This is a genomic window from Flavobacterium pectinovorum, from assembly GCF_006438875.1.
GTDB lineage: Bacteria > Bacteroidota > Bacteroidia > Flavobacteriales > Flavobacteriaceae > Flavobacterium > Flavobacterium pectinovorum_A.
Genome location: NZ_RCZH01000012.1, coordinates 41,063 through 67,710, shown reverse-complemented (window position 1 = coordinate 67,710; position 26,648 = coordinate 41,063). Strand labels below are relative to the sequence as shown.

At 33.3% G+C, this 26,648-nt stretch carries 23 protein-coding genes; 15 read left to right on the top strand and 8 right to left on the bottom strand.

Annotated features, from left to right (window positions below; all coding sequences use genetic code 11):
• Positions 1–252: 252 nt before the first annotated feature.
• On the bottom strand, positions 253–492 hold the full coding sequence (locus EAH81_RS17545) for a hypothetical protein (RefSeq protein WP_140509506.1): 240 nt from the start codon (positions 490–492) through the stop codon (positions 253–255).
• A gap of 564 nt (positions 493–1,056) precedes the next feature.
• On the opposite strand from EAH81_RS17545, the gene EAH81_RS17540 reads away from it, so the two are divergent.
• From EAH81_RS17540 to EAH81_RS17525, 4 genes are all read left to right on the top strand, one after another.
• The gene (locus EAH81_RS17540) at positions 1,057–1,620 is read left to right on the top strand and encodes a DUF6642 family protein (RefSeq protein WP_140509504.1); all 564 of its coding nucleotides are present in this window, start codon (positions 1,057–1,059) and stop codon (positions 1,618–1,620) included.
• A 3-nt stretch (positions 1,621–1,623) separates the two neighbouring features.
• Positions 1,624–2,538, top strand: coding sequence for a helix-turn-helix domain-containing protein (locus tag EAH81_RS17535; protein WP_140509502.1), 915 nt, complete (start codon positions 1,624–1,626; stop codon positions 2,536–2,538).
• A 72-nt stretch (positions 2,539–2,610) separates the two neighbouring features.
• The gene (locus tag EAH81_RS17530) at positions 2,611–2,811 is read left to right on the top strand and encodes a hypothetical protein (RefSeq protein ID WP_140509500.1); all 201 of its coding nucleotides are present in this window, start codon (positions 2,611–2,613) and stop codon (positions 2,809–2,811) included.
• Positions 2,812–2,857: 46 nt separating this feature from the next.
• A complete protein-coding gene (locus EAH81_RS17525; RefSeq protein ID WP_140509498.1) occupies positions 2,858–3,430 on the top strand; it encodes a pentapeptide repeat-containing protein in 573 nt (190 codons plus the stop codon).
• A 450-nt stretch (positions 3,431–3,880) separates the two neighbouring features.
• Here EAH81_RS17525 and EAH81_RS17520 read toward each other — a convergent pair whose 3' ends face one another.
• The 4 genes from EAH81_RS17520 to EAH81_RS17505 form a co-directional block, all read right to left on the bottom strand.
• On the bottom strand, positions 3,881–5,443 hold the full coding sequence (locus EAH81_RS17520) for a DUF5123 domain-containing protein (RefSeq protein ID WP_140509496.1): 1,563 nt from the start codon (positions 5,441–5,443) through the stop codon (positions 3,881–3,883).
• 34 nt (positions 5,444–5,477) lie between these two features.
• Positions 5,478–7,271 carry a RagB/SusD family nutrient uptake outer membrane protein gene (locus EAH81_RS17515; protein ID WP_140509494.1) on the bottom strand — a complete coding sequence of 598 codons (1,794 nt, stop codon included), beginning with the start codon at positions 7,269–7,271 and terminating at the stop codon, positions 5,478–5,480.
• A 16-nt stretch (positions 7,272–7,287) separates the two neighbouring features.
• Positions 7,288–10,521: a SusC/RagA family TonB-linked outer membrane protein gene (locus tag EAH81_RS17510; protein ID WP_140509492.1), complete on the bottom strand. Its 3,234-nt coding sequence runs from the start codon at positions 10,519–10,521 to the stop codon at positions 7,288–7,290.
• A gap of 1,230 nt (positions 10,522–11,751) precedes the next feature.
• Positions 11,752–12,918: an MFS transporter gene (locus EAH81_RS17505; protein WP_140509490.1), complete on the bottom strand. Its 1,167-nt coding sequence runs from the start codon at positions 12,916–12,918 to the stop codon at positions 11,752–11,754.
• 102 nt (positions 12,919–13,020) lie between these two features.
• Between EAH81_RS17505 and EAH81_RS17500 the strand changes: the two genes are divergently transcribed.
• The 4 genes from EAH81_RS17500 to EAH81_RS17485 all read left to right on the top strand — a co-directional run bounded on the left by EAH81_RS17500 (position 13,021) and on the right by EAH81_RS17485 (position 15,577).
• Positions 13,021–13,854 (top strand): AraC family transcriptional regulator, encoded by an 834-nt coding sequence (locus EAH81_RS17500; protein ID WP_140509488.1) that lies wholly within the window; start codon positions 13,021–13,023, stop codon positions 13,852–13,854.
• 71 nt (positions 13,855–13,925) lie between these two features.
• Positions 13,926–14,312, top strand: coding sequence for a hypothetical protein (locus EAH81_RS17495; protein WP_241676584.1), 387 nt, complete (start codon positions 13,926–13,928; stop codon positions 14,310–14,312).
• 171 nt (positions 14,313–14,483) lie between these two features.
• Complete coding sequence (locus EAH81_RS17490) at positions 14,484–15,014, top strand: DUF3347 domain-containing protein (RefSeq protein WP_140509486.1); 531 nt, start codon at positions 14,484–14,486, stop codon at positions 15,012–15,014.
• Positions 15,015–15,058: 44 nt separating this feature from the next.
• A complete protein-coding gene (locus tag EAH81_RS17485; RefSeq protein ID WP_241676583.1) occupies positions 15,059–15,577 on the top strand; it encodes a helix-turn-helix domain-containing protein in 519 nt (172 codons plus the stop codon).
• Between the two features lie 195 nt (positions 15,578–15,772).
• On the opposite strand, the gene EAH81_RS17480 is transcribed toward EAH81_RS17485, so the two are convergent.
• Both EAH81_RS17480 and EAH81_RS17475 read right to left on the bottom strand, forming a co-directional pair.
• Entirely contained in the window at positions 15,773–16,054 is a 282-nt protein-coding gene (locus EAH81_RS17480) for a Txe/YoeB family addiction module toxin (protein ID WP_140509482.1), read from the bottom strand.
• On the bottom strand, positions 16,030–16,260 hold the full coding sequence (locus EAH81_RS17475) for a DUF2683 family protein (protein WP_140509480.1): 231 nt from the start codon (positions 16,258–16,260) through the stop codon (positions 16,030–16,032). Before EAH81_RS17475 ends, EAH81_RS17480 begins: the two co-directional genes overlap by 25 nt.
• A gap of 382 nt (positions 16,261–16,642) precedes the next feature.
• Here EAH81_RS17475 and EAH81_RS17470 point away from each other — a divergent pair, with 382 nt between their 5' ends.
• From EAH81_RS17470 to EAH81_RS27490, 4 genes are all read left to right on the top strand, one after another.
• A complete protein-coding gene (locus tag EAH81_RS17470; protein ID WP_140509478.1) occupies positions 16,643–19,180 on the top strand; it encodes a heavy metal translocating P-type ATPase in 2,538 nt (845 codons plus the stop codon).
• Between the two features lie 9 nt (positions 19,181–19,189).
• Positions 19,190–21,442, top strand: a complete 2,253-nt coding sequence (locus EAH81_RS17465; protein WP_140509476.1) for a multicopper oxidase family protein — start codon at positions 19,190–19,192, stop codon at positions 21,440–21,442.
• A gap of 150 nt (positions 21,443–21,592) precedes the next feature.
• A complete protein-coding gene (locus EAH81_RS17460) occupies positions 21,593–22,744 on the top strand; it encodes a hypothetical protein (RefSeq protein ID WP_140509474.1) in 1,152 nt (383 codons plus the stop codon).
• A gap of 122 nt (positions 22,745–22,866) precedes the next feature.
• Entirely contained in the window at positions 22,867–23,025 is a 159-nt protein-coding gene (locus tag EAH81_RS27490; protein ID WP_161595826.1) for a hypothetical protein, read from the top strand.
• Between the two features lie 169 nt (positions 23,026–23,194).
• Here the strand turns inward: EAH81_RS27490 and EAH81_RS17455 are convergent, their stop codons facing one another.
• Positions 23,195–23,647: a DUF4442 domain-containing protein gene (locus EAH81_RS17455; protein WP_140509473.1), complete on the bottom strand. Its 453-nt coding sequence runs from the start codon at positions 23,645–23,647 to the stop codon at positions 23,195–23,197.
• Positions 23,648–23,878: 231 nt separating this feature from the next.
• Here EAH81_RS17455 and EAH81_RS17450 point away from each other — a divergent pair, with 231 nt between their 5' ends.
• The 3 genes from EAH81_RS17450 to EAH81_RS17440 all read left to right on the top strand — a co-directional run bounded on the left by EAH81_RS17450 (position 23,879) and on the right by EAH81_RS17440 (position 26,648).
• Positions 23,879–24,358, top strand: a complete 480-nt coding sequence (locus EAH81_RS17450) for a DUF4870 domain-containing protein (RefSeq protein WP_140509471.1) — start codon at positions 23,879–23,881, stop codon at positions 24,356–24,358.
• A 226-nt stretch (positions 24,359–24,584) separates the two neighbouring features.
• Positions 24,585–24,917: a PadR family transcriptional regulator gene (locus EAH81_RS17445; protein ID WP_008464689.1), complete on the top strand. Its 333-nt coding sequence runs from the start codon at positions 24,585–24,587 to the stop codon at positions 24,915–24,917.
• A 3-nt stretch (positions 24,918–24,920) separates the two neighbouring features.
• On the top strand, positions 24,921–26,648 hold the full coding sequence (locus tag EAH81_RS17440; protein WP_140509469.1) for a PspC domain-containing protein: 1,728 nt from the start codon (positions 24,921–24,923) through the stop codon (positions 26,646–26,648).

The window sequence follows — 26,648 nt, the reverse complement described above, 5'->3', positions numbered from 1 at the left end:
GGTTTGGTTTTTGTTCAAAATAGGAAGTTCAGATTTTCCCGAATCTTTTCAATAAAAATTTTACTTCTTTAATTCCATTTCAAGTGTTTCTCCATTCATTTTTCCTTTTAAAATCAAATGTAAAATTTTAGACCTGATTTTGTACAGATCCCTTTTATAATTTTATACAAGTGTGTAAATAGTATCAAATGAAAATTACATTCTTTTTCAGTCTCCTTATAATGTTCTATTAGTTTTTAGATTATAATTATTCTAACCCTTTCTTATCAAATAAATCAATATTTCATCTTCCAATTCTTTTGACAGATTTTCGAATTCCAGTTTATGCTGAAAGTACTTTTCGAATTTTTTCTTGTACTTTTCTGTTTTCATCTTACTGCTGCAATAATCATCACAGATCACTTTGAATTTGTCATCTACAAGATATAAAATCTTTAGAGATTCTATATATTCTACGAATTTTGCATTATATAACTCTTTAGGGAAAGCCATAGCAGATAATTTTTATAAAAATAAATTGAGTTCAAAACCACTAAATGGTAAAATGAAAAACTACAAATTGGGTATTTAAATTTTTGTTTATTAAAAACGAATAATACTTTGTTTTTTGAAAATAGATAAGAACGTATAAAAATGCTTGTATAAAATTAAGTCATATTGAAATTTTAAAATGCCCTTTGCAATTCAACTCGGTTTCATATTATAAAATGAAACCTGAAATTTATTTAATTGTTTAAATGCAACATCATAATCTAGAGAAAAATCAACTATGTTTAAAATTATGCCGATAAATAAAAATTTTCAAAAAGAAAGAACTAACTTATATCTTTCAGATTTTAAAAAAATACCATAAATTTTTATATCGTTTAATTTAAAAAACTATTATTCTTTTAATACTACAATTGCAATCTTCATCAATACAATCGCAATATTTTAAACTAATGTCAAAAATGAGTTAAAAATATCCCTGAGATTATAATTTTTGTACAATAAAAAATACTTTTGTCAGACTAAAAAATCTCACCTCATTTATATCTAACCTAAATATTTGCCGATATGGATAACGAAAAATTTATTTTCTGTTTGGAAGGTGTTCCTGATGTAGATACTCATGCTGCAACTCAAGTACTAAAAAACTTAGAGGAAATAGCAATTAATCAAGGCATTACCAGCATTTATAAAACCTGTGATACTATTGAAGGTTTGGAAGAAAGCTTGAATATACTACTTTATGAAGATCATAATTTTAAGGATTACGAAATTATTTATTTAGTAATGCCCGGTGAACCCAACAATATTTGTCTTCATGATTATTATTACAGCCTCGAAGAAATTGCTGAATTATTTGAGGGGAAAATGAAAGGTAAAATTATTCATTTTGCCAATTTAAAAATTCTCGACTTAAAAGATGATGAAGCTCAATATTTTCTGGATATTACAGGAGCGAGAGCAATTTCAGGTTACGGATCATCTTATAATAAAATTGCAAGCTGCAGCACGATCGATAAAGCTTTTTTTAGCTTATATCAGGAAAATGATGATATTACTGAAGTTGTAGAAGAGCTGTACCAAAAACATTATGCGTTGTGCAAATTATTGGATTTTAGATTGTATTATTAGAAAATGGAAACAAACGAAAAAATAAAAACGTATGGTGCAAAGGGATTTCGTGAAAAATTTCTTGGTTTGGAGAATCCAATTCATAAACTTTTCAAAACAAATTCAGGTCATTTTTTTTGTTTGAAAATAGAAGAAATAATGCAGCTTCAATATCCTGTTCCGCCTTCGAAGCACGATTGTCATACTTTAATTTTTATTACTTCGGGGACACACATTATGAAACTGGGTTTTGAAGAATGTCTGACCTATAAAAATGAAATAATTGTGGTTCCTGCAGGTCAGATATTTTCACTTGAACATATTAATAGTAAGCATAGCGGTTTTATTTGTCAGTTTCATCCGGATCTTTTAATCGGAAAATATGGAAACCGTGATATCATCAATGATTTTGATTTTCTTAAAATATCCGGAAATCCTAAAATTATTTTTTCCGAAAAAGATGCTGTTTTTATCAGTAACATATTAAATCGCCTGAAAGTAGAATATCTGGAAGCCGAAACAATAAATCTGGATCTCATACAGACTTATTTAGTGACTTTGTTTTGTGAAATGAATAGAAACACGGTCAAAATTCCGAATGGAGGAACTGCTGCTGAGATTCTGTCAGCCAAGTTTAAGGAACTTATTTACCCCAATATCAGAACAAATCATCAGGTGAATTATTATGCTTCATTGCTTAATGTCACACCAAATCATTTGAATAAATCAGTTAAAGCTACAACCGGCAAATCTGCGACTACTTGGATTGATGAGACCATTTTACTCGAAGCCAAGTATTTGTTGTATCAAACGACACTTTCGGTAAGCGAAATAGCAATGCAGGTTGGACATGAGGATCAATCTTACTTTAGCCGTTTCTTTAAAAAACACGAAGCAATGAGCCCTGTTCAATACCGAAAAATGATTGATAAGTCCTAATTATTGATTATAGAATCCTACCAACTCCTAAAGCATTTGTTGAAATTTGCCCTGTAAAAAAATGAGCAGATTATGATTTATGTTTTTAAAACTTCCGTTGATACAAAATTAAAATTCGAGTTCGCAAATGCATTACTTTATGAATTGCTGCCCAATTCGTTATGGAATTTTGATCTTGAAGATTGTGATAATATTTTAAGAATTGAAAGTGAAGATGAAATAAACGAAATGATGCTAAGAAATAAAATTTTTGATTGTGTCGAATTAGAATAATCCTTTTGCCCCACAAAAAAACTCTTTTCAACCTCAACTTAGTATTATGGAAACTGTATTACATCAAAACAAAACTTTTGACACGATCGATTATTCTGATCAAAAATTATCAGATAACGAATTCGTAAATTGTGAATTCATCAATTGCAATTTTTCTAAAAGTGATTTTAGTTACGTTGATTTTTTAGACTGCACGTTTAAAAACTGCAATCTTTCGTTGGCTAGTCTAAAAAGTACCGGATTAAAGAACATTAAATTCATTGGATGTAAATTAATGGGACTTGATTTTAGTGCCAGTAACAGCTTTTTGTTTTCGATGAATTTTCAGGATTGCCTTTTGGATTATTCAACTTTTATTTACAAAAAATTAAAGAAAACAAGCTTCATTGAATGCTCATTAAAAGAGGTAGATTTCTCTAATACGGATTTATCTCTGGCAATTTTTAAAAATTGTGATCTTGCAAATGCCACTTTCACGGAAGTAAATTTAGAGAAAACCGATTTTAGATCTTCAAGAAATTATGCCTTTGATCCTTCTGAAAATAAAATAAAAAGAACTAAAGTTTCTCATGTTGCGCTTGCGGGTTTACTGGAGAAATTTGATTTGGATATTGAGTAATATTATGGCACACGGATGACACGGATTTAAACGGATTAATGCGGATTTATTTTTATTTCTATTTCTATTTTTTTACAATTTCGACCGGAGGGAGAAATCACATCCAATAATTCGATAAAGATTGGCGATCTTCTTTACGTCCCGAAGCTTCGGGATAGTGTGATTTCTCCTCCGTCGAAATGACAAACTAGACGTACAAAGAAATTAAAATCCGTTTAAATCCGTGTCATCCGCGTGTCAACTTTCGATAAAGACTGGCGATCTTTTTTGCAGAGTTTCTAGTGTGATTTCTCCCTTTGGTCGAAATGACAAACTAGACGCGCAAGGCTATTCAAAGAAATTAAAATCCGTTTAAATCCGCGTCATCCGCGTGCTATTAAACTCCAACTAAAACAAAAGAGGGATACAAAATTGCATCCCTCTCTCTATAAAAACCAACCGTAGAAAAATCTATTTAATCCATTGTGGATCTCCAATTGCATTATCTTTTAATGTTTGATTACCAATTGTAAAATTTCCATTTACAGCATCTCCAAATTGAGGATTTGCAGCGGTTCCCGAAGCATCAATTTTATTATTTGCAATTGAGGCATCCATAAAACCTGGTGCCTGATAATAATAATTTTTATTAAATACCGGCTGATCCGTACTTGCCTGATTTGTATATATTGCACTTGTAGATGTAATCAAAGTGTTTTTTACTGTTGATTTATTGGATGCAAAACGAACATACAAAATTCTTTTTGGTGTCGAATTATTAGATACATTATATAATGTACAGCTATCGATTAATACATTTGTTGTTAATCCGGTTCCCGAAAAACCATTTGGAGAAACTACAGCATCAACACGAACAAAATCACGTCCTATTGAACAAGAATTAAACGTACTGTTTTTGACCAAAATATTTGCAACATAAGTATTCCTAAAATCTATAAAATCTGCTTGTGCATTCGTATTTACATTTTTTACAACACTATTTTCTATAGTAAATGAATTTACTTTTGAAGCTGCAGCATTTGCATACACTAAGGCTCGTAAATAATCGTGAATATTGCAACCACTAATTAAAATATCTCCATAAGTGCTATTGGCACCAGAAACGGTAATAAAACTAGTATCTCCAATATCCTTTCCTTCGACATCCAAATCAATTAGCGAAAGATTACCTGTACCTGCAGTAAGCGTAAACCTTACATGCAATAATGGTTTGTCGCCAGCACGTAATCCTCTTATAGTAATTGCTTTATTTAATACGATTTCATCTTTGAATACCTGATAATCTCCAGGCATCAATACTAATATCGAACCTGCCGGAGCTGTAGCAATAGCAGCATTTAGATCGTCTGTAGGTTTTACTAAAATTCCAGTTCCTATATCAATTCCGGTTTTAAATGTTCTTAGTCCTCTTTTTTTAGTGCCGTTAAGCAAAGTCGCTGTATAATCTGTTTCGCCGGTTAATCCCGTTACTACTGCAACTCCTGCTATTTTTTCTGCCGGTGTTATGGTATGTGTAATTCCGCCCGGAGCAACTGTAATTTGTGTTACGGCACTATTTGGAGTCCATCTTAAAGTAGCTTGTGTCGCCTCAACATCGATATCTTCAACGTCAAATAAAATTTGCTCAGTCAATGTTTTTGCTGTAACAACAGACCACTTAGAATCTGCTAATCCTGCTGCACTGACGCCTTTTACTCTGATTGAATAAACGGTTTCTCCTTCTAACGCAATTGTTATGGGAAGTTCTGCAGGCAATACATTTACTGTTTTATAGATTGTTTTAAACGCAGCATCATCTGCACTAAATTCTACTACATAATGATCTGCATCGTCTTTTACGGTCCAGTTTAATTCTACTGATGTTTGATTTCTAACGATGGCTTTCAGTTCTATTGGAGAAAATGCTCTATTGGCTCCTATATCATCCAATACGGCTTCATTGTAGCTTTCGCAACCGGCAACTATCAATAAAAACATAGCCAGCAACCCTTTAAATATGTATTTTGCTTTCATAATTATATAACTATAATTTATTTGTTGATTTTTATTAGTTTCCGATAACCCAGTTATTTACTAATTGACCATTACTATTGTCAATAAATGTTTGCCAGATTGGCCAAAATTGTCTTTTATCAGGATCTACTCCGGCTTTATATAAAGTAGTTATTTTATTGTCTTCCAATTTATCCCAAGCTTTAGAAGTATAACCTGTTGGAGCCTGATTTTCACCTCGGTTTAAACCATAAATATCTAATGTGATTCCATCATCTTCATATTTGTAATACAAAGTCGAAGGCACATCCTGATAATCACCTGTACGTGCTTTCAAATCGGCCATTTTAACTTTAGCTTCGTCTAATTTTGCTTTTAATAAATTCCATCTGATAAGAGAATATTTACGTTCCATTTCGCCTGTAAATTCATACTTATTTTCTTCAACAATAGCATTCAGCATTGCAGCCTTACTTGTCAATCCATCTACATACGCATCTACTTTTACCGCCTGATCTGCTGAAGCAAAAGCTCTACGTCGAATTTCTTTTAGATAACCTGCAGCCGCTCCCGGACCTTCTAATTCGTTAGCAGCTTCTGCAGCAATTAAAAGTACTTCGGCATAACGCATATAAATTTTATTTAAACCATCGTCGTTTGGAGCAGTAACAATACGGTTCATCCATTCAAAACGGTATTTTCCAAAATACCACGTTTGTAAATCTGTAAGTTCCTGCTTTGCTTTACCGCTTACTGCTGTACCCCATTTATAAGGAACACAGGTCACATCTCGACGGGTATCTGCTTGATCATAATCATAAAAAACAAATGGCAATGCTCCATTAACTCCGCCTTTACTAGCTCCCATTTGTTGAAACTGGTCTGAAGTATCGTGTTTAACTGCCAAGGTAAAAAGCATTCTTCCTCGTGTATCTGCAAATGGAATTTCCCAAAGAGACTCTCCTCCCGCTGTTACAATTTCCTGATTGTATTTTTTCCATAATCCTTCAAAAGTTGGTTCTAGATGTGCAGAACCACTGCCAATAACGGAGCGGCATTCGTCTAATGCCAATCTATACATCTTTGCTACTGAAAGTTCCGGATCTATGCTTCGTCTCACTCCGTCAGGATATTGTTGATATCCGCTTGCCATCATAGCCAGACGAGCTCTAAAACTTTTTACGAAAGCCTTATTTATACGTTCTGTACTATTTGTTGCCGAAGTTTCATTTGGCCATCCAACTAAAGTTGAAGCTTCGGCTAAATCTGCGATCAATTGCTTGTAAGTTTCGTCGCGATTTGTTTTAGGGATATAAATAGTTGAGGTAACAACTGGAACAAAACGAACAGGAACATCTCCCCAGTTTCTTAACAAATCAGCATAATAAATGGCACGTAATGTTAATGCTTCTCCTAACAATTGTGCTAGTTGCTTATTCGATTGTACATTGCCATAAGTACGCAAACCTCTAATACACAAATTGGCACGTTCGATTCCTTCATACATCATTGCCCAGGCATTTTTTGGCGAGTTCATTTCTGTATTATCAGGTCTGGCATTATAGACTACTAAATCTGATTTTGCGCCTTCACTGGAAGATGCTAAAAGCCACTCAGTATCCGTATTCAATCCCTGATAAGCCAAAAGCCTTCCTCTATAGGACTGCTCTTCTCCAAATGAAACTTTTATTCCATCAACAGCACCTTTTGCCAGTTCAGCGTTAGAAAATATAATCTCATCTCCTAATGTTGATTGCGCAGGAGTATCAAAGAAATCTTCACCAAAATCCTGACACGAAGTCAATAAACCTGAGATAATTAATCCTGCTATTATTACTTTATATTTCATTTTGATAAATTTTAAATTAGAAATTAAGGTTTAAACCAAAAACCAATTGTCTGCTGCGTGGATATGCTGAATAATCGACTCCAGGCGTTAACGGTGTTTTTCTTTTTGTTGACACCTCAGGATCAGGACCGGAATAATTTGTAATTATAAAAACATTAGTTGCCGTAAAATAGAACCTTAACTTGCTTACTCCCAATTTAGACGTCAATGCTTCTGGTGTAGAATATCCTAAAGTCAACGTATTTAATCTAAAGAATGAACCATCTTCTACAGCCCAGTCTGTAAACATAAATTTTTGCATATACGGAGACCACATTGTCGTGTTGGCATTTAAAGCGGCTAAACCAGTAGGATCTGTCACTAATTGTCCTGAAGCAGGATCTAAATTCGTCCATCTCTTGCCATCTGCCATTTCAGTACTTAAATTCTTATATTGTCCGTTTCTGTTTGCTGTAGAAAATTCTGCTTTGTTTGCGTTGTAGATATCATTCCCGATAGTCCAGTTGAAAGCAGCAGAAAGATCAAAGCCATAAGCATTGGCATTAATAACTAAACCTCCTGTACTTTTAGGATTAGCGTTTCCAATAACCGTTTGATCTGACGCCGTAACTTTATTATCTGCAGAACCATCCGTATTTTTTAATTTCATCATACCTGGTTGTACCGCACTTCCCAAAACACTTGTTGCATCAGCGACACCAGTTTTTAAAGTATATTTTCCTCCAACATAATCAAAGTCAGAAACTTCATATCGTCCTGCACTTTGAAAACCGTACATTAATCCCATTGAAGAACCTGCATTTACAGCATAATCATTCCCAATATCAGTAGATGCCCAATTGGTATTTACACCAAAATTGTCCATTACGCCAAGAGAGTTGATTTTGTTTTTGTTAATCCCAACATTCACAGAAAAATTCAAACCAAAATTCTTTCTTTCAAATGCGATAAAATTCACAGTAGCTTCAAAACCGGTATTTTGAGTTTCACCCATATTTCTATATTGAGTCTTATATCCTGTACCTCCTACCGGAAATTCTATTAGCAAATCATGCGTTACATTTTTATATACATCAAAAGTTCCGTTTAAACGATTTTTAAAAAATCCAAAATCAAGACCTAAATTTTGTGTAACAGTAGTTTCCCATTTCAAATTTGGATTTGCCAAAACACTCGATGGAGCCCAATAACTGCCAAAACCATCTATGAAAGAGTTGGTACTCGACATATAACTTTGAACTGTTTGCCCTACCGGAATATTATTATTACCTGCTTCACCATAACTTAGTCTCAACTTAAGAAGATTGAGCCATGAAGTATTTTTAAGAAAGCTTTCTTCAGAAATTTTCCACGCTGCCGCTGCTGCTGGAAAATATCCCCAACGATTATCACCCAAAAATCTGCTTGAACCATCGGCACGAAAAGAAGCAGTCAATAAATAGCGATCTTTATAATCATAATTTGCACGTCCAAAAAATGATAATAATTTATCGTCAGGACTGTAAAAATTATCCACTGAAAATGGTGTTCCCTGAGTGGTCAATTTCCTTGCATCATCCAAATCAAAGAAATCAGGATAATTCAACATTGTGGTAGTATTATTGTTTGATGTAGTAGTGATCATTTCTTCTCCTAAAAGAGCGGTTAAATGATGATTTACTCCCAGAAGATTTTTAAAATCATAATTGAAGGTATTGGCATTTCTAAAACGTACATCTTTACGATCGCTCATTACCATAGCAGGTTTTCCTGCTCCAACTTTTGCAGTACTTGAAAAATAAGTAGAGGAACCATAAAAACGATAATCTGAATAATTATAATTATCTAAACCTAAATCACTTTGAAACTTCAGATTTTGAGCAAGTTTCCATCCAAAGCTTCCTAATAAATTGTAATTTTTCTTGGCTTGCTGACGCGCATTATCTGATATTGCTAAAAAAGGGTTCACCAAATAACTGTTAACACTTTGGTCATCATTATCTGTCGTTAATCCCGGCATTGGAATTGGAGAGTAACCAACACTATGACGCAAACGGCTATCAAGCGATGAAACTTCGTTTTGTTCATTTGCACCACCACCATTAACTTCTGTATCAGAATAACGTACAGTAAAAGCAAGATCAATTTTATCACTTGCTTTATTTTTCAACGCCAATGACAAGTTGTTTCTTTTAAAATCTGACCCAACCATAATTGCTTTTTCATCATAGTAAGCATAGTTAAAGTTGTAGCTTAAATTTTCATTTCCGCCACGAATCCCTAAATCACGGCTATTTACTTCGCCACGACGACCATAAATTTGCTTTTGCCAGTCTGTTCCTTTTACTCCGTTATATAAATCGCGATCCTGCCAGTTTCCAAAATACTTTGTATAAGAATTTGGGTTACTCAAAATAGTTTTATCTGTTTGGCTAAGTAAAGCATATTCATATTGCCACTTTACAAAATCATCAACAGGAAGAACCTCTATGTCATTAGCCATTGTTTTCATGCCATAAAACATATTAAAACTCACTGCCATTTTTCCATCTTTACCGGTTTTAGTCGTAATAATAATAACCCCGTTTGCTCCTCTGGAACCATAGATTGCAGTCGAAGAAGCATCTTTTAATACGGTCATCGATTCAACATTTGAAGCAGCAATATCACTCATACTATTCACCGGAAAACCATCAACTATAATTAAAGGTGAGGCATCTTGCGTTAACGATCCACCGCCACGAACTCTAATTTTAATATCAGCGTCAGGAGAACCTTCACTAGAAGTAACCTGAACTCCGGCTATTCTTCCCGTTAAAGCTTCGGCAATATTAGAAACCGGAATTTTCTTCAGGTCATTTCCGGAGATTGAAGAAACAGCACCGGTTAAATCTGATTTTTTTACGGATCCATATCCAACAACTACTACTTCGTTTAACGCATGTGAATCTTCGCTTAAATTAATATCAAGTTTACTTTTACCTGCTACAGCTATCTCTTTGGTTTGAAACCCTATAAATGAAAAAGCCAATACCGCTTTCGCATTCGTCAGCTTTATTTTATAATGCCCGTCAAAATCAGTAGAAGCACTATTCTTAGTTCCTTTTTCAATTATATTAACACCTGGCAAAGTCAATCCTGCAGCATCCTTAACAGTACCTTCAACTGCTAAATTTTGTGCGCTCATACGATTGCACGTTAGCAGGCACAATAAGAAAACAACTGCAAAAGAACAATTTGCTCCTTTATTAAATAAATCTTTAAAATTCATGGTTAATTGTTTTAATTACTAATTGGTTATATCGTTGTTTGTATATTTTTTACTCTTTTTATAAAAGCTCCTATTTCCGATTTAAAATCTCAATTTTGTAGTAGCAGTCTACTTCTTCCGTCCCTCAAATGATATTTTGAGATTACTACATCTCTTACAATTGCAATATTGTAATCGATTACACAAACATAGATATTTTTTTTATATAAAAAATTAATTTTCCTAAAAATTTCATAAATAAAATTATATATCAAAAATAAAAGCACTTATTTCTATTACATATGCAATTTATAACACTAATAAATATTAAATATATTATTATAGAATATACATTTACTTCACTTTTTCAGATAAAACAATCGATTACATAAATAAATATTGCAAAATTAATAGTAGGAATAAATAAGTGTGCCGAATCAAAAAAGAAGAAAATAATTTTAAGAAAGAAAATGAATAATGATTTTACCTATTCAAATTTGAGAAGAGATAAATTCACGCTAAAAAAAAGATTAACCAATCAATAATAAACACAAAAAAGCCCTTAAACCAAATTAGGTTTAAGGGCTTTTGTATGTAAACAATATTTTTGTTCCAGCGGAACATCTCATCGGTAAAACCAATAATAATGCGCTTTTTTTACGTTCCCTAGAAACGTTTGTTTCATAACCAATATTATATGCACATACAATTCATCAAACATCCCTAAGGGATGATATCAAATCGCGAAACATTCTTTTTCTACCGATGAGATGTTCCGATGGAACAAAAATAAATATGATTTTTTGTTTTTTAATAATCAGAATATAAAAAAAACAATCTGATGAAATATTGTAAACAGTTTTTGTTCCATCGGAACATCTCATTGGTAAAACCAGTCATAATGCGCTTTTTTTACGTTCCGTAGGAACGTTTGTTTCATAACCAATATTATATATGCACATACAATCATCAAACATCCCTAAGAGCAATTTCATTAAGTTAAGCTGTTAAAAAATAAAATTATTGCAGATCAAATCCGTTTTTATCCGCGTTTTTACGAAGTAAATCTGTTTTATCCGCGTCAAAATAAAACGCTGATAAAAACAGATTTTTCTAATTACTTTCTTGATTAAACTGTTAAGTAGTTTTATAGATTTCCCCTTAACTTAACATTACGCTAAGGGATGATATCAAATCGCGAAACATTCTTTTTCTACCGATGTAATGTTCCCGATGAAAGAATATTATTTTTTAAGCATTCTGTAACTGCAAATTGCTTTTATGTTTCTGCATTAAAGCAAAAGTGATAATCATACCGGTAATCGCCATTCCTACGCCAATAAGATTTGGAGAAGCATAACTGTAACCAGCTGCCAATGGTAATCCACCTAAGAAAGCTCCCAAAGCATTCCCAATATTAAAACTTCCCTGAAGTGCTGCCGAAGCAATCATCTCAGCACCCTTAGCCGTTTTAATCATTAACATCTGAATAGGTGCGATAACTGAAAAAGAAATTGCTCCGGTTAAGAATGTCAAAAACAAAGAGATATATTGATTATAAGAGAACAGATAAACTAAAATTAAATCGATCGACATTACAAATAATAAAGCCAATACGGTTGGTGCAGGAGAAAATTTATCGGCTAATTTACCGCCGGCAAAATTTCCAACAACCATTCCAAGTCCTGCCAGAATCAGAATATAAGAAACATCTTCAGCCGAGAACTTAGAAACATTCGTTAATAAAGGCGCGATATAACTAATCCAGGCAAATAATCCTGCAAACCCAATCGCAGTAATTCCGATAATCAGCCAGGCTTCTGTTTTCTTAAAAAATAGCAGTTGCGTTTTCATATTTACATTTCCGCTTTTCTCCAGATTTGGCATCCATAAAGTAATAAACAAAAACGTAAGCATACCTACAATTGCAATTAAGATAAAGGTGTAACGCCATATAAAATTATGCCCTATATAAGTACCAATTGGAACACCAATTAAATTAGCCAGCGTTAAACCCGAAAACATAATAGCAATTGCCTGAGCTTCTTTGCCTTTGTCTGCCAATCGGCTTGCGACTACAGCTCCAACTCCAAAAAAGGCGCCGTGCGGTAATCCCGAAAGGAATCTCGATGCGAACAGAAAATTATACGTAGGTGCAATAATAGAAAGCGCATTAAAAACAGTTAACATCAAAGCTAATATTAAAAGCATTTTCTTAGGAGCTAAGTTTCTCCCTAAGATTACTAATAAAGGTGCTCCAATTACAACGCCAAGTGCGTAAGCAGAAATTAAATATCCCGCAACCGGAATCGAAACTTTCATATCTGAGGCAATATCCGGCAACAAACCCATCATAACAAACTCGGTAATACCAATTGTTAAACCTCCTAATGAGAGTGCAATAAGACTTTTTTTCATTTTGTTTGGTAAGAAAGGAATAGCCTTTCTATGATGCAAAGTTAACGCTGTTAAACGTGAAAAAAGTTGTACATTTGCGATATAAACTTGTAAATTTATGCTATGCCAATATTAAATCAATTCAAGACATTGGTTATTGATGAATTTGAAGATGAGAAATTTCACCTTCCGCCACACACGCATACGTATTATGAAATTATTTATATCAAAAAAGGGATCGGAGTTCATCATCTGAATAACAACCTATTACCATATAAATCGGGAGATCTGTTTGTGATTTCACCGGAAGACGAACATTATTTTGATATTAAAAAAAGTACGCGTTTCTTTTATATTAAGTTCACCGACAACTATTTTAATTCAAAACAGAATCTTACTTGTGACGAATTTTTAATTCATACTCCGGAAAGTTTCATGCGTGATAAAACACTCAAAGAAACAGTTCTTAAATTGGATGATCCCTGCAAAACAATATTAAGAAATACGATCGAAAATATTGCCGCTTATAATTGCAAAACCGATGTTTCGACTTCACCAATTGTATTTTACCAAATTCTTTCTATTTTTGGATTAATCAAAGAAACCATGCGCGGTCAGAATCTTGTCATTAAAGGAAATTCTATCGACAACGAGCAAATCACTTCATATATTCATCAGAATATATACAATCCTAAATTAGTTCAGATTAAAGTTATTGCGAGTCATTTTAATATAGCTGAAACTTATTTTAGCGCTTACTTCAAAAGAACTTTTACCATTAATTATCGTGATTATATTCATAATCTGAGAACGACTTTAATCGAAAAACGAATTCACAACAATCAGTTACCGATTAAGCAAATTGCTTATGAATTTGGTTTTACCGATGAAAGCCATTTGTCAAACTATTTTAAAAAGAGAAAAAACATGAAGCCAACAGATTTTAAGAAAACTTAAAATTGGAAATCTTAAATATGTAGCAGCTCTTAAAAAAAATATCTAAATTTGTATTTCTAAAATTAATTTCATTGTCAAAAAAATTCCACATACTATTCCTTTTTGTAACTCTTGGCTTCTTTTTGATGTCCAATTCGGGTTATGCTTGTGGAAAAGCTGAAGAAAAAACTTCGTGTGAAAAGAAAACAGTTTCAGAAAAAGAAACAGCAGATTCTTGTCAGAAAGATTGCTGCACGAAAAATCACGATTCTAAAAAAGACCAACACGGCTGCAGCGGAAAATGTGATCATTCCGGCTGTACAACTTCCGGGCTTTCGTTTAGTTTGATGGCAGTAAATGAATTTGATTTTGATAATAACTTGTTCAATTTCTCTACTGAGAAAACAACTTTAGACCATAAAACCGCCAGTGTTTCTGCTGGTTTTACTTCGATTTGGTTACCGCCTAAAATAAAATAACCGTATTTCTGACAGCCATAGTTGGGTTTTGCCACAAAGGCACTAAGTCACAAAGAAAAAATAATATGCTTTGCTTCCGATAGCTATCGGGATTGCGAGACAATAACTTCCGATAAAGATTAAAATTATTTAACTTAGAGAAAAAATACATTCTCTATAAAATCACATAAAATGAAAAATTCAATTTCAACTATAGCAGCAGTAATTACAGTATTATTCTCTGCAAATTTCGTTCAGGCAAATACAATAAAAACTGAAACAACTCCAATTGAGATTGCTGATTCAAGTCAGTTGCAAACTGTTTACGATGCTTATTTTAATGTAAAAGATGCATTGATTAAAAGCGATGCAAAATTAACTTCGGCGAAAGCCAAAGATTTATTGACGGCAATTACCGCAGTAAAAATGGATAAATTAAAAAGTGACGAACATACTGCATGGATGAAAGTCATGAAAAAAATAACTGCCGACGCAAAAAGTATTTCGGCTAGCACTGATATCAAAAAACAACGCGAAACTTTTAAATCACTTTCAAAAAGTACTTACGAATTAATTAAAGTTTCAAAATCTGATGCCGTTGTCTACAAACAATATTGCCCAATGGCTGATGCTGATTGGTTAAGCAAAGAAAAAGCAGTTAAAAATCCGTATTATGGTTCATCGATGCTTACTTGCGGAAATGTCGTAGAAACTATCAAATAAATATGACGCTCTACATCAAAAACATGGTGTGTAGTCGCTGTAAAATGGTTGTGAAGTCTGAGTTTGAAAAACTCGGACTTCAAACTATTTCTGTTGAATTAGGCGAAGTCGAACTACAAAATCCAATTGCTGATATTCAAAAAGAAGTTTTACTTAAAAATCTACAAGCGCTAGGTTTCGATTTTATTGATGATAAAAAAAGTAAAGCAATCGAGAAAATCAAAACTCTTATTGTTGATTTGGTTCATCATAAAAACAATGATCTCAAAGTTAATTTGTCTGATTATTTAGTCGAAAATCTAAATCAGGATTACAGCACGTTAAGTAATCTATTCTCTGAAATTGAAAACACGACCATCGAAAAATATTTTATCAGCCAAAAAATAGAGAAAGTAAAAGAGTTATTGATCTACAATGAACTTTCGTTAAGCGAAATTGCTGATATTTTAAACTACAGTAATGTAGCGCACTTAAGCAATCAGTTTAAAAAAGTTACAGGCTTTACTCCTACTTACTTCAAACAATTGAAAGATAAAAAACGGATTCAAATTGAGAATCTGTAGTTTTTTTTTAACCGCAAGGTCGCAAGGATTTACGCAGGGCTCGCAAAGTTTTTTTGTTTCACGCAGATTCTACAGATTTAAGCAGATTTTTATAGTTTAATCTGAAACATTAACGTCGATGTAACCTTGAGACTTTTTTTCAGATAATTTAGAATTGATTTTATAAAAAAACGTGCTAATGATTTAGCACGTTTTTTATTTATCTGAATAATGTCCCATTGCTGAGATTACAACAACAGTTACAATTTCTTCTTTAACTCTATATAAAAGTCTATCTTTTTTATTTATTTCCCTTGACCATAATCCTAAAAGATCATGTTTTAATGCCTCAGGTTTTCCAACTCCTTCAAATGGATTTTCAGCTAATTCCTCTAATATCTTTGCAATCTTTTTTATACTGGATTGATTACCTGATTTTAAATGCTTAGAAATATGTATTTGAGCTTCTGCCGTTACTTCAATCCTAAACTTCCCCATATATCTTTTGGATCGAGTGTTATACTCTTAGATTTTCCACTATTATAATCTGCCTCTATCTTTTTTATTTTTTCAACAAATTCAGAATTGTACGGACTTTCATCTTCCTCTATTTTGACACCTTTATTTGTAGCAGCTAACAACTTTGCAAGTTCAAGCAATGTTTTGCCCGCTTTTGTTCGCTCGTTTATGGTTATAGTTGTCATAATCTTAAATTTTATCACTACAAAGATACAAAAATCATGCTGCTTTCTTACGATGCAAATCGGAACTAAAATATGGTTAAATTTATACGTATTAAAATGAGAATTTGTAAAAAGTAAATTTCGCGCAAAGAGTCGCAAAGCGCAAAGTTTTTTTCTCACGCAGATTTAGCAGATCGAGCAGATTTTTTTAATCTTTTAAATCCTTTAATCTGTGGCATTAAACTTTGCGACTTAGCGCCTTTGCGAGATTATTAAAAAACTTTGTAAAAGACCGCTGTAATTAAACATTTTTATAAATCTTACAAATCATTCTCAAAATTATACAACTCGAAGCAATCATTACTTCGGAAATTTGCATTGTAATACTTTAAAAACAAAAACAATGACTCATCAATATATAATTTCAGGAATGTCGTGCGATGGCTGCCGTAAAAAAGTCGAAAAAACTTTGAATACGATTGAAGGAATTCAGGCAGAAGTAACTTTAAATCCTCCATTGGCAACTATAACAATGGAAAAACATGTTCCGACTGAAAAATTTCAGGAAGCCTTAACCGAAGCCGGAAAATATACTATTGAGATGACTTCTTCTAAAAAGACCGAAGAACCTGCTGTTAAATCATGTTGTTCAAGTCAGAAGAAAGACAGTCATGATGGTCATGAACATAAAAAAAAAGTTGTAACTCATAATCATAATACAACCGGAGTTTTTTATTGCCCGATGCATTGCGAAGGCGACAAAACATACAGTAAACCTGGGGATTGTCCAGTTTGCGGAATGGACTTAGTTCCCGAAGTTGCTATAAACGCTACACAATTTACCTGTCCGATGCATCCGGAAATCGTGTCGAACGAACCTGGCGACTGTCCAATTTGCGGCATGGATTTGGTTCCGATGCAAGCTTCTGAATCGGAAGAAAACAAAACCTATACTGACTTATTAAAGAAAATGAAGATTGCGATTCTGTTTACGCTTCCAATCTTTATTATTTCGATGTCAGAAATGATTCCGAATAATCCTCTATATACTATAATGTCTATTGAAAGTTGGAATTGGGTTCAGTTCTTATTTTCGATTCCGGTACTTTTTTATGCTGGCTGGATGTTTTTTGTTCGTGCCTATAAATCAATTATCACCTGGAATCTGAATATGTTTACGCTAATTGGCATTGGAACCGGAGTTGCTTTCTTATTTAGTATTGCGGGAATGTTTTTTCCTAATATTTTCCCCTCTGAATTCAAATCACATCACGGAACCATTCATCTTTATTTTGAAGCTGCAACGGTTATCATAACATTGGTTTTATTAGGACAATTATTAGAAGCCAAAGCGCACGGACAAACCAACGGAGCCATAAAAGCATTATTGAAATTGGCTCCAACCGAAGCAACTTTGGTAGAAAACGGAAATGATAAAGTAATCTCTATTCACAATATTAAAAAGGGAGATTTATTACGTGTAAAACCAGGAGAAAAAATTCCGGTTGACGGGAAAATCACCACTGGAGAAAGCAGTATAGATGAAGCCATGATAACGGGAGAACCAATTCCGGTTGATAAAAAAACAGGCGATAACGTAATTGCAGGAACTATAAACGGAACAAAATCGTTTGTGATGATTGCCGAAAAAGTAGGTTCAGAAACCTTGCTTTCGCAAATTATTCAAATGGTAAATGATGCAAGCCGTTCAAGAGCTCCAATCCAGAAATTAGCGGACCGAGTAGCAAAATATTTTGTGCCAACGGTTGTTATTATCTCAATAATCACCTTTTTTGTCTGGGCAAAATTTGGTCCGGAACCCGCTTACATTTACGGATTAATTAATGCCATTGCGGTATTGATTATTGCTTGTCCTTGTGCTTTAGGATTAGCAACTCCAATGTCGGTTATGGTTGGTGTGGGTAAAGGAGCGCAATTCGGAATACTAATAAAAAACGCCGAAGCGCTGGAAAACATGAGTAAAATCGATGTTTTAATCACTGATAAAACCGGAACTATTACCGAAGGAAAACCATCTGTAGAAAAAATCTATTCGGTTAATAATAACGAAGATATTTTATTGCAAAACATCGCTTCACTTAATCAACATAGCGAACATCCTTTGGCGCAAGCCGTAGTTAATTTCGCTAAAGCTAAAAATCAAACGTTACTTGAAGTTCCTGACTTTGAAGCCATCGCCGGAAAAGGAGTTATAGGAACTGTAAACCACTCAAAAGTGGCATTAGGAAATAAAAAACTAATGATTCAGATTGGTGCTTCGATTTCTGAGGATATTGAAAACAAGATTGTTGCCGAACAAAATCTAGGTAAAACGGTTTCTTATATCTCAGTCGATAAATTTATTTTAGGTTATGTTGCGATTACAGATGCAATAAAAGAAAACAGTGCAAAAGCCATAAAGGAGTTAATCGATCAGGGAGTTGAAGTAATTATGATGACAGGCGATAATGGCAATACTGCCAAAGCGGTTGCAGATCATTTGCATCTAAGTTCGTTTAAAGCAGATTGTTTGCCAGAAGATAAACTAAAAGAAATTCAGCGTTTGCAAGCCGAAGGTAAAATCGTAGCGATGGCGGGTGATGGAATCAACGACGCCCCTGCTTTAGCACAAGCGAATATAGGAATCGCAATGGGAACCGGAACTGATGTTGCCATCGAAAGTGCTAAAATTACGCTTGTAAAAGGCGACTTAAACGGAATCGTAAAAGCTAAAAAACTAAGTTTTTCGGTTATGAAAAATATCAAACAGAATCTATTTTTTGCTTTTATATACAATATATTAGGCGTTCCAATTGCAGCAGGGATTTTATATCCGGTATTCGGGATTTTGCTTTCGCCGATGTTGGCGGCGCTGGCGATGAGTTTAAGTTCGGTTTCGGTAATTGTAAATGCTTTGCGATTGAGAAATCTAAACCTTTAAAAAATCATTATGAGACTATATACTATTCTTATTTCCTTTTTGATTGTCTTTACTGCAAAGGCTCAAAAAGTAGTTCGTTATGATTTACACGTTCGCGATACTATTGTCAATTTTTCCGGAAAAGAAAAACGCGCAATCAGCGTTAACGGACAAATTCCGATGCCAACATTGACTTTTACGGAAGGGGATATTGCGGAAATTTATGTGCATAATGATTTAAAAAACGAGGATACGGCACTGCATTGGCACGGATTATTTTTACCCAATAAAGAAGACGGAGTTCCTTATTTGACTCAAATGCCAATAAAACCCGGAACAACGCACAAATATACTTTCCCGATTATTCAGAATGGTACTTATTGGTATCACAGCCATTCGGGCTTGCAGGAACAAATTGGTTTGTACGGACTTTTCATTATCAACAAAAAGAAAGACGATACGACTTTTAGAAAAGGAATTGACGATTTACCGACGATTCCAGTCATTTTAAGCGAATGGACAGATCTAAAACCGGAGAATGTTCAGCGAATGCTGCACAATGCCAACGATTGGTTTGCCATAAAAAAAGGAACAACGCAAAGTTATGCCGAGGCCATTAAACATGGTCAATTTTCGACAAAAGTCACCAACGAATGGAAACGTATGAATGCTATGGACGTAAGTGATGTTTATTATGAAAAATTCTTGATTAATGGGAAAAACGAAGATCAGCTTTCGCAATTTAAAGCTGGTGATAAAGTCCGATTGCGAATTGCAAACGGAGGTGCTTCAAGTTATTTCTGGCTAAATTATGGCGGCGGAAAAATTATGGTTGTTGCCAGCGACGGTAACGATGTTGAACCTGTAGAAGTCGACCGATTGATTATTGCTGTTTCTGAAACGTATGATATTGTAGTTACGATTCCAGAAGATCATAAATCCTTCGCTTTTTTGGCTACAGCCGAGGACAGAACCGGATCAGCTTCTTTGTTTTTAGGCGAAGGAACTAAGCAACCCGTTTCTCATCTTCCAAAATTGAAATATTTTGAAGGTATGAAAATGATGAATGATATGATGAAGATGAACGGCGAAATGAATGATATGGGTATGAAAATGTCTCTTAACAAAATGGACATGAATGCTGTGATGTATCCTGAAATTTCAGGAGAAGATGAATCTGTAAAAGCCGAAGATCATTCTAATCATAACATGGATGGCATGAAAATGGACGATATGAAAATGTCAAGCGATACTACAGAAGTTGCCCAAATAACAACTCTGAATTATGGTATGCTAAAATCGCCAACAAAAACAACGTTACCAAAAGACGCTCCTGTAAAAGAATTACGTTTTGAATTGTCCGGAAACATGAACCGTTATGTTTGGAGTTTAGACAATAAAGTGATTTCTGAAACGGATAAAATCTTAATCAAAAAAGGGGAAAACGTCAGGATTGTTTTGTACAACGGATCGATGATGCGTCACCCAATGCATTTACACGGGCATGACTTCAGAATCATAAATGAACATGGCGAGTATTCTCCGCTAAAAAATGTAATTGATATTATGCCAATGGAAACCGATACAATCGAATTTCAGGCAAATGCTGATGGTGACTGGTTTTTTCATTGTCATATTTTATATCACATGATGGCTGGAATGGGACGTATTTTTAGTTATGAAAATTCAGCACCGAATCCGTTGATTCATGATCCTAAAATGGCGTATAAAATGCTAAAAATGGACGATCGTATGTTTCATTTTATGGTTGAAAATGATTTTGCCACAAACGGAAACGATGGTGAAGCAATGTTAGGTAACACCCGTTGGAGCATTGGAACTGAATGGAGATTGGGTTATAACAATGAACACGGTTATGAAACCGAAACGCATATTGGCCGTTATATTGGCAAAATGCAATGGTTTATGCCTTTTATAGGTTTTGACTGGCGTTACAGAAAAATGGGAATGGACGAACAGGAACAAAATATGTTTGGACAAAAGAATACGAAAGACAATCGTTCGGTTTTTAGTGCCGGTATGGAATATACGCTGCCAATGCTTGTAAAAGCACAAGTTGAGGTTTATACCGATGGTAATGTGAGAGTACAATTTGAAAGAAAAGATATTCCGCTTTCCAGACGTTTGCGAATGAATTTAATGTGGAATACCGATAAAGAATATATGGCTGGTCTAAAATATATCGTAGCCAGAAACTTTGGGATCACGACACATTATGATAGTGATATGGGAGTTGGTTTTGGAGTGAATTTGAATTATTAAAAAGTTTTTAAACCATGTAAGTAATTTAAGTTCATATCAAAAGTGTGTCTAAAAAAAACGGATTTTAGCAGGGAATAAATTATATATTAGCTAAAAAAAGTTTAATTCATCCTTTAAAAGAACAATTAAAACTTTTTAATGAGCTTAATTATGGAAAATCAATATTGTTATATAGAATTCGATTTTACAAATGAAACAAATTTTGAAGATCTAAAAGATACATTCAAAATTATAAAAGATTCTAAAAATAATTCTATTGAAAGAGATGATAAATTTTGGATTGAAACATTCCCTAAATGTAGTTTAGAAAAGTTCATTTTCTCTAAATCTGATTTAAAACCAAATTTTGAAACAGCTAAAGAAACTAATCTAAGTTGGCATTTCTATTCACTTATTGAGTTATTATCTATAAATTATGAAATAGAATATATCGATTTAAAAAAGACCACCAATAATCGAGGTACACTTATATATGATGCATATTCTTATCCATATGGAGGAATAACCGGACTTATTGTATTTCTAGAATCTTTTAATTGTAATCCGAAATTATACGATGATGGAACTGGAATTTATAATTATGCTTATGAGAAAGTGACTAAAACTAAGAAATCAAGATGGAATTTTCTTTTCTTAAAAAACCTTTTTAGAACAGCTATATTATTATTGTTTATCACTTTGATTACTAGCTGCAATAAAAAAGAGAAAGATTTACAATTTGAAAAAGATGTAATGTATGAGGTTTATCCAGCTCTTATTGATTCTATTTGGGTAAATGCTGTGCTAACTTATGTTCCGCCTGCACCGCCAGGAATAGATCCGTCCGAATATAAATTGAATCGGCGAAATGAATCAAACAAGCGATTTAATAAAGAACTAGCAGAATTTAAACAAAAGAAATTTCCTGTTGATCTTATTTTTTTTGATAAAGTGGTTGTAAGAGACAATTCTAAAGAACTTCAGGAGCATTTTAAAGATGCTGTAATATCAAAAAACAATAATACAGATACACTCGAATATAAACTAAACAGAAAAAAATTAGATGCCTATACTGCCTTTCACCTTAAATATGTTCCTAGAATACCTCGCGGAAACGACAGAAGATTTTATAATGAATGTTGCTATTCTATACGAGGTATAATAATCCTGAGCAGAATTCAATTTGATGATAAAAAAAAATATGGTGTACTTACTGTAGGAATTGAATGTGGTGATATGTGCGGATACGGCTATCTAATCTATATTAAAAAAGTAAAAGATAAATGGGTTATTGATAAAATAGAAGATGGCTGGATTGTGTAATATAGGTCATTTATAAATCATTAACTTATTGTTGACAATTTCCAACACTAAATCGTATTATATTTGAAACACGATCGTCAATCAAAAAATGAAGAATACCTAACAATTAAATTATAACAAAAATGAAAAAATTATTTGCCGTTTTAGCAATCGCATTATTTACAATTGGTGTACAAGCACAAGACACAAAACCAGCTCCTAAAAAAGAACCTGCCAAAAAGGAATCTTGCTGCAAAAAAACAGCTGACAAAAAAGACAAAAAATGTTGCGCTAAAAAATAATCTCAACATTTATTAAATGTAAAAGGTCTCAAATATTTGAGACCTTTTTTTATATTTTTTCGCCACGAATTCCACGAATTAGCACGAATTATTTTTTATTTACAAACTGCATTAAGCATTTCTAATTAGTGAAAATTCGTGGAATTCGTGGCAAAAAACCTTTTAAAAACTATTTCAATCTTACACTCCACTCAAAATCCATTTCAGAAACCTGAACACCTTCTTCATTTGTTCCAATAGATTTCATCCAGAAGGTTTGCCCCTCACCTGTTGCGATTGTTCTTTGAATAGCTTCGGCAATTAAATGTCCGTCGTTACAAACAAATGTTATTCTTCCGGTTGCTTTTTTTGTGAAGTTACCTTTATTATTAGCAACCAGCATTGAGATCTTTTTTCCGCTTTGCTGAATTTGAGAAATCACTAAAGCTCCTGTTGTTAATTCGGCAGCCATTGCCTGAACTGCAAAGTACATCGAATTAAAAGGATTCTGATTAATCCATCTGTGTTTTACGCTTACCACGCATCTATCTTCGTCGATTGCCTTTACACGTACACCACAAATGTATGCCGATGGTATTTTGAATAATACAAATTTGTTGAGTTTAGAAACTGATATTGCCATGATATTTATTTTTTTATGTAAAAATACAAAAAAACTATGCGCGCACAATAAATTACAATTACTTTCCTAAACATCCAATAAAATCAAAGCTTAACGATGATTTTCAGTTCATTATAGTTTACTTTTAAATTTCAAACTTGTTAAAATTTTGTTAATAATTAGTACTATGCAAAACAAGATACTGTCTTTTAGCCATATATTTGCATAAGAAAATACTATATACTTTTAATCATGGAAACAACAACACCACTCATCATGGAAACAACATCAGAAAAGAACACTGCAACGTTCACACATTTAAGTACTTTAAGTCAATATATCATTCCGTTTGGGAATTATATTTTCCCAATATTGATCTGGACGAGTTACAAAGACAAATCAGAATTTGTAAATCACCACGGAAAACAAACGCTGAATTTTCAGTTAAGCATATTGCTTTACTCTTTGATTTTGGCTTTGATCGCAATTCCGATTTTTATTGCTGTTATTTTTCAAAATCTTCCAATGGAAGCTGTTTTTAACAACGACGATTTCTATATCAGAAATATTAATTTTCAAGGAAATATTGGATTATTAAGTATTGGAGCGACAGCGGTAGTGCTTTTTGGAGTAATGAAATTTGTTGAATTCTTTTTAGTGATTTATGCTTCGATAAAAGCTTCAAACGGAGAATTGTATAAATATCCGCTTACGATTCCTTTTATAAAGTAATCAATATTATGAAGCACTTCGACTTCGCTCAGTGTGACATAAAAAATTAAAAGTTATAGATAAAGAGGAGTTCTAGCCCTGATAGTAGTGGAAATCCTTTTGTGCCGGTGTTCGGCATAAAAGATTGAAACGGATAGCAGGAAATAGCTTCAAAAAAAACAATCATCAATCAATCATCATCAATCAAAAAACGAATTGTTCAATCTAAAAAAAACAAAATGAAATTATGAACATTGAAAACACAAAAGCACAGATGCGCAAAGGTGTTCTTGAGTTTTGCATCTTATCTGTATTGAAAGAAAAAGACGCTTACACATCAGAAATATTAGACACTTTGAAAAACGCAAAATTACTAGTTGTTGAGGGAACAGTTTACCCGCTTTTGACTAGGCTGAAAAACGACGGTTTGCTAAATTATCGTTGGGAAGAATCGACCTCTGGGCCACCACGAAAATATTATGGATTAACCGAAATAGGACAAACATTTTTAAACGAACTTAGCGGAACCTGGACAGAATTGTCTGACGCCGTAAATCTAATCACCAATCAAAATCAATAAGTCATGAACAAAACAGTAAATATTAACTTAGGCGGTATGGTTTTTCACATCGATGAAGACGCATATTTAAAATTGACACGCTATTTTGACGCTATAAAACGATCACTAAACAACTCATCTGGTCAGGATGAAATTATTAAAGATATCGAAATGCGTGTTTCTGAATTATTAACAGAGAAACAAAAAAGCGACAAACATGTTGTGGGATTGAAAGATGTTGATGAAGTGATTGTAGTGATGGGGCAACCTGAAGATTATATTCTTGAAGACGAAGAAAGATCTAATCAGTCTTTTAATAATGCAACCAGAAAACATAAAAAATTATACCGCGATAAAGAAAAAGGTATGATTGGTGGTGTTGCAACAGGTTTAGGTCATTATTTTGGAATTGACCCTGTTTGGATAAAAATCAATTTCTTAATATTTGTTTTTGCAGGTTTTGGAACTGGTATTTTAGCATATTTTGTTCTTTGGATTGTAACTCCGGAAGCGATTACAACTTCTGAGAAACTTGAAATGACCGGAGAACCGGTTACGATTTCGAACATTGAGAAAAAAGTTCGTGAAGAAATTGAATCATTATCTAATAAATTTAAAAATGCAGATTATGATGCAATGGGAAACCAGGTAAAGTCGGGAGCTGAGAGAATAAGTAGCTCGTTTGGAGACTTTGTAATGACGGTTTTTAAAATCTTTGCAAAATTTTTAGGAGTAATCTTAATCATATCAGGGATTAGTGTTTTGATCGGATTATTGATTGGAGTTTTTACTTTGGGAACTAATATCTTTATTGATTTTCCTTGGCAAAACTTTATCGAAGCCGGAAACTTTACAGATTATCCTATTTGGTCATTTGGTTTATTGATGTTCTTTGCTGTTGGAATTCCGTTTTTCTTTTTGACCCTTTTAGGTTTCAAATTGTTATCTCCAAACTTAAAATCAATTGGAAACATAACAAAATATACTTTGTTGGCAATCTGGATTATTGCTATTGCAATTGCAATTAGTGTTGGAATCAAACAAGCGACTGAGCTTTCTTATGACAACAAAACAATTGAGAAAAAAGATATTAGCGCTCGTGCAACAGATACGCTTTATGTAAAATTCAGATACAATGATTATTACGCTAAAAGCCTGAATCAACACAGTGATTTTGAATTTGTTCAGGATTCTGCCAACAATCAATTGATTTATTCTACTGATGTTCGTTTACATGTTTTACACACTGATAATGCTACTGCTTACTTGCAAATAGAGAAAAGCGCGAGAGGAAATTCATTTGTAAATGCGAGACAAAGAGCCGAAAAAATCAATTACAAATATGAGATTACAGGGAATCATTTGGTTCTTGATAATTACTTTTTGACAGATGTAAAAAACAAATTTAGAGGACAGGAAGTTGATGTATATTTGTACTTGCCAGAAGGACAATTGTTTAAACCAGATTCTTCTGTTCAGGATTATGATGATTCTGATGATGATTTTTTCAACTTACACTTTAGTGGAAACTATAACTACAAAGTTGAAGGATCAAAAATTAAATGCCTGAATTGTCCTGCAGATGAAAATGACCATGATGATATGGACTATAACAGCGAAGACAATACAATGGACAACGATACTGTAAAAGAAGTATCGATTAAAATAAATGGAAAAGAAGTCCTTAACGGAAAAAAAACATCAGGAAAATTAACCACTGATAAAAACGGAGTTATAATCAAAATTAACTAA

Excerpts from the sequence above, each read along its gene's own strand:
- EAH81_RS17545 (WP_140509506.1), bottom strand. The coding sequence starts at position 492 with ATGGCTTTCCCTAAAGAGTTATATAATGCAAAATTCGTAGAATATATA.
- EAH81_RS17540 (WP_140509504.1), top strand. The coding sequence starts at position 1,057 with ATGGATAACGAAAAATTTATTTTCTGTTTGGAAGGTGTTCCTGATGTA.
- EAH81_RS17535 (WP_140509502.1), top strand. The coding sequence starts at position 1,624 with ATGGAAACAAACGAAAAAATAAAAACGTATGGTGCAAAGGGATTTCGT.
- EAH81_RS17530 (WP_140509500.1), top strand. The coding sequence starts at position 2,611 with ATGATTTATGTTTTTAAAACTTCCGTTGATACAAAATTAAAATTCGAG.
- EAH81_RS17525 (WP_140509498.1), top strand. The coding sequence starts at position 2,858 with ATGGAAACTGTATTACATCAAAACAAAACTTTTGACACGATCGATTAT.
- EAH81_RS17520 (WP_140509496.1), bottom strand. The coding sequence starts at position 5,443 with ATGAAAGCAAAATACATATTTAAAGGGTTGCTGGCTATGTTTTTATTG.
- EAH81_RS17515 (WP_140509494.1), bottom strand. The coding sequence starts at position 7,271 with ATGAAATATAAAGTAATAATAGCAGGATTAATTATCTCAGGTTTATTG.
- EAH81_RS17510 (WP_140509492.1), bottom strand. The coding sequence starts at position 10,521 with ATGAATTTTAAAGATTTATTTAATAAAGGAGCAAATTGTTCTTTTGCA.
- EAH81_RS17505 (WP_140509490.1), bottom strand. The coding sequence starts at position 12,918 with ATGAAAAAAAGTCTTATTGCACTCTCATTAGGAGGTTTAACAATTGGT.
- EAH81_RS17500 (WP_140509488.1), top strand. The coding sequence starts at position 13,021 with ATGCCAATATTAAATCAATTCAAGACATTGGTTATTGATGAATTTGAA.
- EAH81_RS17490 (WP_140509486.1), top strand. The coding sequence starts at position 14,484 with ATGAAAAATTCAATTTCAACTATAGCAGCAGTAATTACAGTATTATTC.
- EAH81_RS17485 (WP_241676583.1), top strand. The coding sequence starts at position 15,059 with ATGGTTGTGAAGTCTGAGTTTGAAAAACTCGGACTTCAAACTATTTCT.
- EAH81_RS17480 (WP_140509482.1), bottom strand. The coding sequence starts at position 16,054 with ATGGGGAAGTTTAGGATTGAAGTAACGGCAGAAGCTCAAATACATATT.
- EAH81_RS17475 (WP_140509480.1), bottom strand. The coding sequence starts at position 16,260 with ATGACAACTATAACCATAAACGAGCGAACAAAAGCGGGCAAAACATTG.
- EAH81_RS17470 (WP_140509478.1), top strand. The coding sequence starts at position 16,643 with ATGACTCATCAATATATAATTTCAGGAATGTCGTGCGATGGCTGCCGT.
- EAH81_RS17465 (WP_140509476.1), top strand. The coding sequence starts at position 19,190 with ATGAGACTATATACTATTCTTATTTCCTTTTTGATTGTCTTTACTGCA.
- EAH81_RS17460 (WP_140509474.1), top strand. The coding sequence starts at position 21,593 with ATGGAAAATCAATATTGTTATATAGAATTCGATTTTACAAATGAAACA.
- EAH81_RS27490 (WP_161595826.1), top strand. The coding sequence starts at position 22,867 with ATGAAAAAATTATTTGCCGTTTTAGCAATCGCATTATTTACAATTGGT.
- EAH81_RS17455 (WP_140509473.1), bottom strand. The coding sequence starts at position 23,647 with ATGGCAATATCAGTTTCTAAACTCAACAAATTTGTATTATTCAAAATA.
- EAH81_RS17450 (WP_140509471.1), top strand. The coding sequence starts at position 23,879 with ATGGAAACAACAACACCACTCATCATGGAAACAACATCAGAAAAGAAC.
- EAH81_RS17445 (WP_008464689.1), top strand. The coding sequence starts at position 24,585 with ATGAACATTGAAAACACAAAAGCACAGATGCGCAAAGGTGTTCTTGAG.
- EAH81_RS17440 (WP_140509469.1), top strand. The coding sequence starts at position 24,921 with ATGAACAAAACAGTAAATATTAACTTAGGCGGTATGGTTTTTCACATC.